Source organism: Brevibacterium iodinum ATCC 49514 (assembly GCF_900169265.1).
GTDB classification, from domain to species: domain Bacteria; phylum Actinomycetota; class Actinomycetes; order Actinomycetales; family Brevibacteriaceae; genus Brevibacterium; species Brevibacterium iodinum.
In genome coordinates, this window is the sequence record NZ_FXYX01000001.1 from 392,169 (window position 1) to 404,194 (window position 12,026).

Annotated in this window: 11 protein-coding genes; 2 read left to right on the plus strand and 9 right to left on the minus strand. The window is 66.0% G+C overall.

Annotated features, from left to right (window positions below; translation table 11 throughout):
* Positions 1 to 4: 4 nt before the first annotated feature.
* The 7 genes from BI49514_RS01825 to BI49514_RS01855 all read right to left on the minus strand — a co-directional run bounded on the left by BI49514_RS01825 (position 5) and on the right by BI49514_RS01855 (position 5,285).
* A complete protein-coding gene (locus tag BI49514_RS01825) occupies positions 5 to 385 on the minus strand; it encodes an iron chaperone (protein WP_101543754.1) in 381 nt (126 codons plus the stop codon).
* Positions 382 to 1,056 (minus strand): YbjN domain-containing protein, encoded by a 675-nt coding sequence (locus BI49514_RS01830; protein ID WP_101543755.1) that lies wholly within the window; start codon positions 1,054 to 1,056, stop codon positions 382 to 384. Before BI49514_RS01830 ends, BI49514_RS01825 begins: the two co-directional genes overlap by 4 nt.
* Positions 1,057 to 1,106: 50 nt before the next feature.
* The gene (locus tag BI49514_RS01835; protein WP_101543757.1) at positions 1,107 to 2,543 is read right to left on the minus strand and encodes a glycosyltransferase; all 1,437 of its coding nucleotides are present in this window, start codon (positions 2,541 to 2,543) and stop codon (positions 1,107 to 1,109) included.
* A gap of 119 nt (positions 2,544 to 2,662) precedes the next feature.
* Positions 2,663 to 3,472, minus strand: a complete 810-nt coding sequence (locus tag BI49514_RS01840; RefSeq protein ID WP_101543759.1) for an alpha/beta fold hydrolase — start codon at positions 3,470 to 3,472, stop codon at positions 2,663 to 2,665.
* Between the two features lie 73 nt (positions 3,473 to 3,545).
* The gene (locus tag BI49514_RS01845) at positions 3,546 to 3,857 is read right to left on the minus strand and encodes a DUF2516 family protein (RefSeq protein ID WP_092010787.1); all 312 of its coding nucleotides are present in this window, start codon (positions 3,855 to 3,857) and stop codon (positions 3,546 to 3,548) included.
* A gap of 190 nt (positions 3,858 to 4,047) precedes the next feature.
* Entirely contained in the window at positions 4,048 to 4,512 is a 465-nt protein-coding gene (locus BI49514_RS01850; protein ID WP_101543760.1) for an AzlD domain-containing protein, read from the minus strand.
* Positions 4,509 to 5,285, minus strand: coding sequence for an AzlC family ABC transporter permease (locus BI49514_RS01855; RefSeq protein WP_101543761.1), 777 nt, complete (start codon positions 5,283 to 5,285; stop codon positions 4,509 to 4,511). The genes BI49514_RS01850 and BI49514_RS01855 overlap by 4 nt, the downstream gene beginning before the upstream one ends.
* A gap of 66 nt (positions 5,286 to 5,351) precedes the next feature.
* Here BI49514_RS01855 and BI49514_RS01860 point away from each other — a divergent pair, with 66 nt between their 5' ends.
* Positions 5,352 to 6,002: a helix-turn-helix domain-containing protein gene (locus BI49514_RS01860; protein ID WP_101543763.1), complete on the plus strand. Its 651-nt coding sequence runs from the start codon at positions 5,352 to 5,354 to the stop codon at positions 6,000 to 6,002.
* Positions 6,003 to 6,076: 74 nt separating this feature from the next.
* Here BI49514_RS01860 and BI49514_RS01865 read toward each other — a convergent pair whose 3' ends face one another.
* Positions 6,077 to 7,225, minus strand: a complete 1,149-nt coding sequence (locus tag BI49514_RS01865; protein ID WP_101543764.1) for an FUSC family protein — start codon at positions 7,223 to 7,225, stop codon at positions 6,077 to 6,079.
* Positions 7,226 to 7,310: 85 nt separating this feature from the next.
* On the opposite strand from BI49514_RS01865, the gene pepN reads away from it, so the two are divergent.
* Positions 7,311 to 10,442 carry an aminopeptidase N gene (gene pepN, locus BI49514_RS01870; RefSeq protein WP_101543766.1) on the plus strand — a complete coding sequence of 1,044 codons (3,132 nt, stop codon included), beginning with the start codon at positions 7,311 to 7,313 and terminating at the stop codon, positions 10,440 to 10,442.
* Between the two features lie 340 nt (positions 10,443 to 10,782).
* Here the strand turns inward: pepN and BI49514_RS01875 are convergent, their stop codons facing one another.
* Complete coding sequence (locus tag BI49514_RS01875) at positions 10,783 to 11,871, minus strand: C40 family peptidase (RefSeq protein ID WP_101543767.1); 1,089 nt, start codon at positions 11,869 to 11,871, stop codon at positions 10,783 to 10,785.
* Positions 11,872 to 12,026: the final 155 nt, after the last annotated feature.

Below are 12,026 nucleotides of genomic sequence, written 5' to 3' on the forward strand. Positions count from 1 at the left end.
ACCCTCACATCCACTTCACTCCGTCGACCTCGAATTCGCGGATCCTGTGGGTGATCATCTCGGTCAGCAGCTCGGTCGGAATCTCTCCGTCATACGGCAGTCTGATCGAGCCCTTACCAGTGTCGAAGTCCTCCAGACGGTCGGCGAAGGCGTCTTTCGTACTCGGAGTGAATACGACGTTCGCGTGCTTCTTGTACCCGGCGAACACGAACAGGATCGAGCCGAGGGCGTAGGCGGGGCTGCCCCATTTGAGACTCTCCTCGGCCTGCGGTGCAGCGGCACGGCTGAGCTCGCGCAGCCGGGTGAGGAAGGCTCGGTGTCGCTCGTAGTCGAATGAGGCGATGTATTCGTCGACGCTCGCCGGCTTGGAGGCGGCCGCACTCATGAGCGCGGGCTCTGGCTCGGACCGTCGGCAGAGCCCTGCGAAGCGGCCGGATCGGACGCCTCCCCTGCTCCTCCGCCCGGCTGCGCGGACTCCTCACCGGCTCCATCGCTCTCCCGATCGGCCGACACCGCCGGGGGTTCGGAATCGGCGTCGCCGAAAGTGCCGAGGAATTCGTTGTCCTCCCCGCTGACCACCTTCTCGAACGCCGAGAGGTTGCGCGTCGACTCGCCCCGACCGACCCTCCAGGCCCACTCCTTCTTCATGCCGGTGAGGAATCCGATGAGGAGGAGTTCGTTGAATGCGGAATCCGCCGTGGCGAGCATCGCCCCGAGAAGTCCGTCGAGGTCATCGAGCAGGTGCTCTCGCGGCACGCTCGCCCGCAGATAGACATCGCCGAGGCTGTCGATCGCAAATGCCACCGGCCCGGGTTTGAGGTTCTTCTGCAGCAGCCACCGATTGAATGCGGCCGAGTTCTCGTCGGGATGACGGATGACGAACGCCTGCAGATGGGCGGTGCGAGCGAAGACGCTGATCGCCACGTTCGTCTTGAGCTTCTTCTCCCCGGGCAGGGTGACGACGATCTCCGCGTCCTCGATCGAGTCGACGGGAACGTCGTTGTTCTCGGCCCAGGTGCGCACTCCGGACAGGATCGCCTCGGTGTCGGTGCTCATGTTCTCACGCCTTTCGCTCGCCTCTCGTGTTCACCGCCGACTCTAGTCGTTCAGCACGCTCCCAGCGCTTCCGAGCGCCGCGCAGATATGCCGGAGATGTCCGGCACAGCATCGAGGACGGCTGCGACGGTGTGGCCCCAGTCGAAGCGTTCGGCACGGTCGACGGCATGGCCGGCGAGTTCGGCTCGCAGCTGCGTGTCAGTGAGCAGCGTTTCGATCGCCGTCGCCCAGTGGTGAGGGTTGTGGTCGGCGATGAGCAGTCCCGAATGTCCGTGTTCGACGATCTCCGGGAGTCCTCCCACCGCCGAGGCGATCGCCGGCAGACCGGAGGCGGCCGCTTCGGCGGCCACGAGTCCGAATGATTCGCTGCGGGAGGGAACGATGAGCACGTCCGCGGCCCGGTAGTAGTCGACGAGGATGTGGGAGGGAACGGGCGGGCGGACCTCGACGCTGGGTTCGCTCGCGATCGCCGCGGTCAGCTCCCGCAGATACGCCGAGGACGGTCGGACCGCTCCCCCGCCTGCTTCGACGCCTGCCCCCGAGGCGGCTCCGAGGAGGATACCGCGGGTTCGGGAGGCCAGGTGCGGGTTGCGTTCCCGCAGTTCGGCCAGAGCGTCGACGGCGACGTCCGTGCCTTTGATGAACTGCATACGCCCGACGTAGAGGACGATAGCCTCGTCCGAGTCGAATCCCAGACGCTTGCGCGCGTCCGACTGTGAGTCCGGTGCGTAGAGCGCGTGATCGACACCCGGTCTGGCGACGACGACCGAGTCGGGGTCGGCGTGGAGTTCCGACAGGAGGTCGCGACGTTCGGCGGGGGTGGCGGCGACGAGCAGGTCGGCCGCGGCGGCGATGCGCTCTTCGGCTTCGAGTCGTTGGGGTGGTTCGTGGCTGGTGTCGGAATCGCGGTTCTTCACGGCCCCGATCGTGTGCATGCTCACCGCGATCGGAGCCTGCGCCGCACGGTCCTGCACGGCCCCGGCAACGGCGTCGGCACCGCTGTCTCCGGATTCGGTGCTGCTGTCTCCGGTCTCGGCGTCGTTGTCGACGGCGTTGTCACGGGCACGCAGGGCCGCCTCGGCGGAGATCCAATAGTGGCTCCAGATGAGATCGGCGGAGCGGAAGTCGGGGTGGACCGTGAGCAGGGCGGCGAGTTCGTCGATCGCGTCGGCGAGTTCGTCCTTCGTCGCGGCGCCGACCGGCAGGTGGTGGAGGGTGATGGATTCGGTGATCTCCAGCCTCGCACTCTGCCCCTCGGAGGGGCCCGCGTCGCGTCCCCGACCAGCGCCGGCTCCGTCGACAGCGACTTCTGCGCTGCCTCCCGTGCCGTCGAGTCCGCCGGGGTCGGCGGTGAACACGTCGACTCGGTGTCCGGCGGCGGCGAGCGCGCGCACGGATTGGTCGACGTAGACGTTCATTCCTCCGGCGTCGCCCTGGCCGGGTTGGGCGACGGGCGAGGTGTGGAGGGAGAGGACGGAGATGCGCACGGAGACAGTCTAGCCAACGACCTCGGTCAGGTGACCAGCCGAAACCAGCGCTGAACCGAATCCAGAACCTAACCGAAGAACGTGACCGACCGAAGCCGGTGCCTAGTCGAAGCCGGTGCCTAACCGAAGAACTCGCCGAGGAGGCGCCGCACGTCGTGTCGTCCGCGCCACAGGATCGATCCGGCGGGGAGCACCTCGAGGCGGGAGTTCGGAATCGCACGGTGGATGTCTTCGGCGACGGGGACCGGATGTGCTGAGTCGTCTTCGTGGGTGAGCACGAGGACGTCGCCGGAGAAAGAGCGCAGGTTCCGAGCCGCCTCTTCGGTATCCGCGACAGCGATTTCGAGGGCGAGTCCGAGTCCGTCGGACATGTCCGTGTGGACGAGGTTCTCGGCCTTCGCCTTCGTCCAGGCTCGCGCGGGAAGCATTTGGGCCACCTCGGCGGGTTCGCGGGAGAGCATGAGTTCGACGATGCCGTCGATGTCCTCATCGGCGACGAGGCGACGCAGCTGCTCGAGGTAGGAGCGGTTGGCGGCGGCCACCTCGGCGGGGAATCCGGTGAAGGAGGCGGGGAGGACGAGGGCGACCTTGTCGAGGCCGCGGGTCACGGGGTGGGCGATGCTCAGCAGATGGAGGAGTCCTCCGGCGGACATCGAGACACCCAGCGCTCGGCTCGCCGAGGTGGTGTTCACGGCGCCGGCGAGCACCTCAGCGATCTGCGGGTAGGTCCAGCCGGGGCCGGGTGAGGGTCGGCCGCCGTGGCCGGGCAGGTGGAGGAAATGGCGGGTGCCGGTGATGCCGGTGCCGAAGGGGCGGGTATCGCGGATCGCGCCGGCGAATCCGTGGCCGAAGAGGGTGTGCGGCTCGCCGCTTCCGAACGTGGCGATGAAGCCGGATTCGGGGCCCGGCAGGTTGAGGTCGGTGCTCATAGGGTGAGTCTAGTCAGCGTGTGCTGGGCGCTTGCCGATAGGGTCCGCGAATGCAGTTACGGCGTCAAGTCGGTCAGCGGTTGCGGTAGCGCGGGTCGACGGCGCGGACCTTCGGGCGCACATCGGTGAGGTAGACGATGCCGGCCACGAGGGCGATGATGTTGAGGAAGATCATGCTCATGCCCATCGGCGGCAGGGCGATGAGGGCGAGTGCGAGTCCGACGCCGAGGAGGATGACCCAGAACTTCTTGCTCTGTTTGTCCACGGCGCGGTAGTTCTCGTCCTTGAAGCGGAGGCAGTCGATGAACGCCCAGAGCTGGACGACGAATGCGGCCACCGTCAGGGCAAGAAAGACGAGACGCTGAAAACCCGCGATGTATTCCATGGTCCCAGCCTAGCAATCTCGGGCTTTCGGGGCAGTTCCGGGCGGGAGATCGTCGGCAATTGCCCACCCGCATCCCACGGCTTTCACAGTGGGTGCGTGCCGTCCCGAGGCCGCAGCCGATAGGCGGCGGCCAATGTTTGCGGTGGCGGTTCGCTGCCTCGGGACTGCGGTCAGTGCGTGCCGCCCCTGCTCAGAGGATCCCGGTGGTGCGGATGAGCGCGCACACGCCCATGCCGATGACGACGGCGAGCAGCATCGGCACGCGCAGAATCGAGGCGAGAACGCCGGCACCGACGCCGATGAGGCGGGCCGGATCGGCGATGTCAGTGCCGTCGAAGACCGCGGTGGTGGCGAAGACGGCGCCGATGAGCACGACCGTGGCCCGGTCCATCCACATCGTCACACGCTCGGTCGAGTCGGCCGAATCACCTGCCCCCGCCGAGGCGGCTGCGCCCTGTCCGTCGACCCCTGCAGCGGCGGATGCGCCCCGTCCGCCCATACCTGCGGAGGCGTCAGCCCCCACCGAGGCGGTCGCCGGGGTCCGCCGGCGTCCCTTCGTGGCGATGGCCGCTCCCACCTTCACCCCGGCGAAGCGCATGAGATAGGTTCCTAGGCTCAGCCCGGCAAGGGCGATGAGGAAGCTGACGGCGCTCATCGGCGGCTCTCCTCTCGAGTTGAGTGCTGCGAGTGGGCGGCATCGTGCGGGTCTGCGCTGTTGTCGCCGGCGCGGCGGCGACGGATGAACCATCGCACACCCCAGCCGGCGGCGACGAAGACGAAGACGGACAGCGAGGTCACGGCACCCAGCCCGAGGGGCAGCAGCGGGGTCAGGCCCACGGCGATGAGGATGCCGATGACGGTCAGCGAGAGTGTGACCCGGTTCTTCAGGTCTCCGCGGATGAGGCAGAAGAGGATGATCGGGAAGGCCGCATCGAGTCCGAGCAGGTCCGCGTTGATGACATTGCCCAGCCACTGTCCGACCATGGCACCGCTGGGCCACATGATGGCGATTGCGGCGCCCATGAGCAGGAAAGCATGCCATTTCGCCCGGTCGTTGTGCCCAAGGCGCGAGATCGCAGTGGATTCGTCGTTGATCCAGTGGGAGGCGATGAGAGCTCGCCAGTCCTGTGGGAAGAAAGGGCCGACCGCGACTCCGAAGGCGAAGTTGCGGGAGTTGACGAGGAGACCCGCCAGTACCGCGAGGATCGGGGCACCGCCAGCGGCGATGACGCCGACGAAGGTGAATTCGGCGGCGCCGCCGAGAGCGAACATCGCCAGCAGCAGAGTCTGCCACCAAGCGAATCCGGAGACCGCGGAGATCGCCCCGTACGACAGCGCGACTGCGATGATCGTGACGGTGACAATGGCGACCGCACGATAGGTCGAGCCGGGGAGCACCCGGTCAGCCGTGCGAAATAATGAACCCATGTTCTTTACAGTGCACCCTCGAATATCGTTCGTCAAACCGAACGGACTAACCGATATAGTGAACCCATGACTTCTCGAAGCGACGATTCGCTGAATGACGCTCAGGGCAGCTCCGACCCCGAGTCCGCTCCCAGCGCCACCGATTCCGACGCCACAGCGCCCGGCCCGTCGCTGTCGCCGAGTCAGCAGATCGCGGCGGCACTGAAGCGCGAACGACTGCGTGCCGGGCTCTCCCTCTCCGAGGTCGCCAGGCGCGCCGGCATCGGCAAGTCGACGATGTCCGGGCTTGAGATGGGAAGCGGAAATCCGAGTCTGGAGACGATGTGGGCTCTGGCCGCTGCGCTCGACATCCCTCTTGCGCGCCTGCTCGACCCGCCCCCGCACGAGGTCGCCTTCCAACACGTCGGCGATATGCCCAGCCTGCCTTCGACCACCGCAGACTATGTGGCCACTCTGCTATCACCGTCGCCGACGAATGCCCGACGCGACGTCTACTTCATCCAGGCCGAACCGGGTGAACCCAGGGAGTCTCAGCCGCACCCGCAGGGCACGATCGAACATGTCATCCTCGGCCGCGGGGCCGCACGCATCGAAGTGCTCGGCAAGTCCTACGAGTTAGGCGTCGGCGACTACCTCACCCATCCGGGCGATCAGCCTCACCGGTTCACGGCTCTGGAATCGGGCACGAACGCCGTCTTCGTCGTCGAAAGCAGCTGACCGCCTCGGGCACGCCCCGTTCGACGCACACCCCATCCGGCGTTCTCTCCCCAGCACGCGCACAGCTTCGACGGCTATTCGACAGCCGGCCCGTCTTCCTCATCGGCGTTCACGGCCAACGGCGGAAGCCGTGACTGGGCTTCCTCACGAGTGAGTCCTGCGGCCTGCAGCAGGTCGACGGCGACAGTCCGCAGGAGCAGGACCATCGACTCGTCGTGGATGTCCCAATCGGGCTTCGCTCGCGGATCCAGAGCCCCCGCCGCCTCGGACAGGGCCGCCTCGGCGAGGGAACGGTCGGTGCCGCGGCGCAGAGCGATCTCGAGCTTCTTCGCACCGTCGGCCAAGGATCCGACGTAGTCGGCGATGACGGGTTTGGCGACGCCGAGCTCGGTGATGCCGACGACGCGGCGGGCGATGACTCGCATGGTCCGCATCGCGCGGTCGGAGAAGGTGTGGGCACGTGACAGGCGCGTGACTTCGGCCGCATGCCGGCGGGCACGTGCGTTGATCTTCGCGGCTTCGCGGGAGATCCGCAGGGATGAGCCCCAGGAGTCGATGATGTCCTGGGTTTCGCGAGCGCGCTCGAGGGCTCGGCCGGCCATCGTCACATCGGCTTCGCGCAGGGCTCGTTTCATCATCCTGAGGACGGCGTCGACCTCCTCGAGCATGTCTGCGGCCAGGCGCCGCGGGACCTTGCGAGCGTCGCGCGGGATGAGCAGGGCCAGCAGAATCGCGCAGACGGATCCGGTGAGAGCGTCGAGGGTGCGCGGGAACGGCATGGTGGTGGCGGTGGCAGGGACCACGACGACGTAGACGGATTGGACGGCGATCTGGGTGATGAAGATGCCGCCGGAGTTCAGTATCGTGCCGATCGTCAGGCCGATGATCAGGGTCAGGGCGAGCTGCCAGGTGCCGGAGCCGTATAAATTGACGAGTATCTCGCCCACGAGCACCCCGAACGTCGCTCCGATGCCGATCTCGAGAGCGCGGCGCAGGCGACGGTCGACGACGGGGCCGATGCCGACGGCGGAGGCGACCGCGGCGAGGAACGGATACGGGTGGCCGAGCACGTAGACGCAGAAGGCGTAGGCGGCGGTCGCGGCGATGGGGATCTGGATCAGCTGACCGGAGTTCACCCACACCCGCTTGAGTCCTAAGCGCAGGCGGTGGGCGACGACGTTGAACCCCCGCCGAGGCAGTTCGCTGACCCGTTTGTCCGCCATCAGTCCCCTCTGCCGTTCGCTGGTGTTGTACTCAGAATACCGGAAATGTGGCATGCTAAAGTCTGTCCGCCGAGGAGGCTAACGAATGACAACGAATCTCACCCGAAGCGAAGCGCAGAGTCGAACACAGCTGCTCGAGGTCGATTCCTACTCAGTCCATATCGACGTCAGCAACGCCGAAACCGATGCCGACACGTACCTGTCTCGCACTGTCGTCGACTTCTCCGCTCGCTTCGTCGATTCGACATTCATCGACCTCATCGCCGACTCCGTGACCTCCGTTCTGATCAATGGTGAGAGCCTCTCCCCTGCCGAGGTCTTCGACGGCGCTCGAGTCACTTTCCCCGTCCGCGCCGGACGCAATTCCCTGACGATCGAGGCACAGGCCCGCTACTCCACTTCGGGCGAGGGTCTGCACCGGTTCACGGATCCGGCCGACGGCAAGACCTACCTCTATACCCAGTACGAACCCACCGACGCCCGTCGCGTCTTCGCGAATTTCGACCAGCCCGACCTCAAGGCCGAGTTCATCTTCACGGTCACCGCTCCCGCTCATTTCCAGGTCCTGTCGAACCGGGCCGAGGCGCGGACGGAACCGGCCGATGGTTCGGCGGGGGCCGCCTCGGCGAACGGATCCGCCTCGACGGGATTCGAGCCTGCGAACGGATCCGCCTCGGCGGCCGCGGTCACCCATTACTTCGAACCGACACTCAAGCAGTCGAGCTACATCACCTGCATCACCGCGGGGCCCTACGAGGGGGCGACGGACGAATGGACGGATCCGCGCACCGGGCAGACCGTGCAGCTGGGCGCGTGGACGCGCGCGAGCCTCGTCGACCACCTCGATGCGGAGGATATCTTCGGCGTCACGAAGGCGGGCCTCGACTTCTTCACCTCCGAATTCGACTACCCCTACCCGTGGGGCAAGTACGATCAGATCTTCGTTCCCGAGTACAACCTCGGCGCGATGGAGAACCCCGGCCTGGTGACGTTCACGGACAATCTGATCTTCCGGGACAAGGTCACGGACGCGAACTACGAGTCACGCGCCAATGTCATCCTGCACGAGATGGCGCACATGTGGTTCGGCGATCTCGTCACGATGAAGTGGTGGGATGACCTGTGGCTCAAGGAGTCCTTCGCCGACTTCATGGGCGGGCTCGCGCTGGCCGAGGCGACGCGGTTCACCGATGGGTGGGTGACCTTCGCGCTGCGCCGCAAGGCGTGGGCGTACACGCAGGACCTGTATCCGACGACGCACCCTATCGTCGCCGACATCCCCGATGTCGAGGCCGCGAAGCTCAACTTCGATGGCATCACCTATGCCAAGGGCGCATCCGTGCTCAAGCAGCTCGTCGCGTTCGTCGGCCGGAAGGCTTTCTTCGCCGGTTCGCGGCTGTATTTCAGACGGTTCGAGTACGGCAACACCGAGTTGGCAGATTTCCTCGAATGCCTCGCCGAGGCGGCTCCCGACCGGGACATCGCGAAGTGGGCGGCCGCGTGGCTGGGGACGTCGGGAGTCTCGGAGCTGTCCCTGCAGCTCACGACGACAGACGGTTCGTCTGGGTCCGCACCCGGGTCGGCAGGGCCCACGGCCGGGTCGGCAGGGTCCACAGTCGAGTCGGCCGCGTTCTCGCAGGGTGGGGCCGGAATCGGAGCCGACGGAGATTCTGCCGGTTCCGACGTCGCAGCGCAGAGCTCGGGACGCGGGAGGCTCGTGGCTTCGAGCTCGGGCGCGAGGCTGCGCAGCCCGGATGCGGGCGGCGACGGTTTCGATGAAGCTGCCGGAGCCGCTCACGAGGCAGGATCCGGGTCGAGCGGCAGGGTGGACCCGCCTCGGCGACGGTCCGGTTCGGAACAGGTCACGGGTGCCACGATCACTCAGTCGGATTCTGCCGAGGGCACGGCACTGCTGCGGCCGCACACGATCGAGATCGCCACGCTCGGGCGGTCCGGGCGGGCGATCGTTCCCCTCGATTCCTTCCGCTTCGAGTTCTCGACCGAGTCGGCTGACGTCGAGCAGCTGATCGGTTGCAGCGCCGGCGTGATCACTCTGCTCAACTACAACGACCTGGACTATGCCCGGGTGCGCCTCGATCCGGAGTCGACGGAGGCGGCGGTCACCTCGGCGTCGCGGATCACGGACCCGCTGTCACGTGCCCTGGTGTGGTCGGCGTTGGACAATGCGGTGCGCGATGGGCTCATGCCGGTGCAGAAGTACCTCACCGCCTATGCCCGCAGCCTGGGCAAGGAGAGTCATGCCGGGATCATGGCGGGGCTCAGTCAGACCGCTCTGACCTGCATCGATCAGCGGGTGGCGGACCGGAATTTCGATGCCGCGATCATGGGGCTTCTGGGAGCGGCGTTGGATGCGTTGGCGGCGGCGAAGGCGGGGTCGGATGCTCAGCTGCATCTGGCCAATCTCGTGTTGGCGCTGACGTCGCGGACGGCTCGCTGCGCCGCCGGCAGCTCCGCGGTTGCTATGGGACGTGGGTTCGCCAGCCAGATCCTCACGGTGCCGGTCGGTGAGGAGATCGACCGGATGTATGCCGGAGCTCCCGGGCAGGCCGGTTCTGCTGGGCAAGCTGGTTCGGCTGGGCAGGCTGGTTCGGTGAGCCAGTCGGCCGAAGCTTCCGGTGGTGCCCGCACGGGTCGAGGCGCCGAGCATTCGACTGCGACGCTGCCGTTCCGGGGTCTCATCAATGATCATGCGCTGCGGTGGAACGCGCTGACGGCGCTCGTATGCCTCGGGTGGGCGGATCAGACGGATATCGCGCGGGAAAATCATTCGGATCCCAGCTCTTCGGGTCGACTTCACGCCGAGACGGCCAGTGCCGCACTGCCTCTGCCGATCGTCAAGATCCGTGCCTGGGAGGCGATCCGCGAGGCGGGAGCGCTGAGCAATGATGTTCTGTCGGCGATCATCGCCGGGTTCATCGCGCCGAGCGCGATGCCGCTCATCGAGGAGTATGTCGATGAGTACTTCGATGGTCTGCTCGGGTTCTGGACGGACAATTCGATTGAGATCGCTCGCCGCCTGGTGCTCGGCCTCTATCCCCGGTGGTCCGTCGACGAGGAGGCTGTGGTCGAGAAGACTGACGCATGGTTGGCAGCCAACGACGATGCACCCGCGGCTCTGCGCCGACTGGTCATCGAACGTCGCGATGATCTGGCCCGTGCCATCTTCCTGAAATCCACTCAGAGCTCTCGACACTGACCGGAGGTCGTGTCGACCGGGCCGACGGTCGTCTCGACGTGCGAGTATCGGTGCCTCCGGGTCGACGGTCGTCCCGGTCGACTCTGTTCGATACCCGCTTCGGCGAGCGCCGCTCCCCTGGCGGGGTTCCTTGGCAATCGCCGTGCTCAGCGAATGTGGCGATGACCCCAGCTGGGGCTCTTCTGAAATCACTGATGGCCGGTGCCCTCCTCAGGGCACCGGCCATCGGTGTGTCGGCTGGTCGTTGAGACCGACTTGGTCAGATCCTGGTTGGAACCGGGACCATCTGCCTCGACCCGGACCCTTCTGACTCGATCCAGATCAGAGGACGCGGCCCAGTTCAGAGGATGCGGCGGGCTCCGGAGAACTCGTTTCCGGTATCCCACTTCTTCCAGTCGGTGACGTAGACATCTTTCGACGCGTTCGGCGAATGGATCATCTTGCCGTCGCCGACGTACATTCCGACGTGGTGGACCGTTCCCGAGCTGGTCGAGAAGAACAGCAGGTCTCCGGGCTTGAGGTTCGACGAGGAGACTGCCTTGCCGGCCTTCGCCTGTTCTCCCGAGTCGCGAGGCAGTTCGATGCCGTGGGCTTTGTAGATGGAGTAGGTGAATCCGGAGCAGTCGAATCCGTAGGCGGAGACTCCGGCCCACAGGTAGCGCAGGCCCTCGAACTGTTTCGCGGTCTTCACGAGGTCTTTGCCGCTGGGCTTCTCGGGTTTGTCGCCGACGTCGTAGACATCCACGTCGTCGATGTCGATCCAGGCGGCTCCGCCTCCGGGGAGGGCGACGCGGACATCATCGACGTCCTGGGCGATGAGCGGCAGGTCGACGTTGAAGCTGACGTCGGCACCAGTGTCCTTGGTGAATTCGATGCCTTCGAGTTCGCTCTTGGGCTTCGTGACCACTGCGCGGGGCTGGTCTTCGGCGAGCTTTCCGAAGCGGTCGTTTTCGACCAGCTGCTTCTTGGGCAGCCAACCCGGGTAGCCCTTCTTGTTCTTCGGGGTCTTCTGGTCGGTCACGGCGACCTTGGCCCAGCTGCCCTTGGTTTCGATGACGGAGACTTCCGAACCGTAGGCTGCCTGGGTCTCGGTTTTTCCAGTCAGGCCCCGACGCACATCGGTGGATTCGAGGTTCTTGTTCCACTTCTTGAGGTCGACGGGGTGCTGGAGTGCAGGCTTGTCAACCTTGCGAGGGGCCTTCGGGCCGGTCCACAGTGTCGCGACCGTGACATCGACGTAGGCAGTCTCGCCCTTTTCGATCTTGCCGTCGGTGATTCGTTCGAGTTCTTGGCCGGGCACGACATCAGCGGAGATGCCGGACGTTTTTGCGGCGTCGGTCGACGACAGATTGCTCGACAGTGCGGGAGCACCGGCGCCGAAAACCAGTCCGACCCCAAGTGCTGCCGAAACAGCAATTTTGGTACGCATTATTTCTCTTTCGGTCTGCAGGCTCAGGGCCCGCGTGGGGGAAGTCTCCGAAGGTGCGCGAGCCCATTCGGCGTACAGCATTCGCCTCCGTTTTGACCTCTCCGCAAGGAGCGGCCTCGCCGAAGACGAGGTTCTGCACGGTGTCGATTCTACTG

Coding starts and splice junctions, on each gene's coding strand:
- BI49514_RS01840 (WP_101543759.1), bottom strand. CDS start 3,472: ATGAGCACCGACCTCAACCTGCCGGGCCCCGAATCCGGCTTCATCGCC.
- BI49514_RS01860 (WP_101543763.1), top strand. CDS start 5,352: ATGACTTCTCGAAGCGACGATTCGCTGAATGACGCTCAGGGCAGCTCC.
- BI49514_RS01825 (WP_101543754.1), bottom strand. CDS start 385: ATGAGTGCGGCCGCCTCCAAGCCGGCGAGCGTCGACGAATACATCGCC.
- BI49514_RS01830 (WP_101543755.1), bottom strand. CDS start 1,056: ATGAGCACCGACACCGAGGCGATCCTGTCCGGAGTGCGCACCTGGGCC.
- pepN (WP_101543766.1), top strand. CDS start 7,311: ATGACAACGAATCTCACCCGAAGCGAAGCGCAGAGTCGAACACAGCTG.
- BI49514_RS01850 (WP_101543760.1), bottom strand. CDS start 4,512: ATGAGCGCCGTCAGCTTCCTCATCGCCCTTGCCGGGCTGAGCCTAGGA.
- BI49514_RS01855 (WP_101543761.1), bottom strand. CDS start 5,285: ATGGGTTCATTATTTCGCACGGCTGACCGGGTGCTCCCCGGCTCGACC.
- BI49514_RS01865 (WP_101543764.1), bottom strand. CDS start 7,225: ATGGCGGACAAACGGGTCAGCGAACTGCCTCGGCGGGGGTTCAACGTC.
- BI49514_RS01845 (WP_092010787.1), bottom strand. CDS start 3,857: ATGGAATACATCGCGGGTTTTCAGCGTCTCGTCTTTCTTGCCCTGACG.
- BI49514_RS01875 (WP_101543767.1), bottom strand. CDS start 11,871: ATGCGTACCAAAATTGCTGTTTCGGCAGCACTTGGGGTCGGACTGGTT.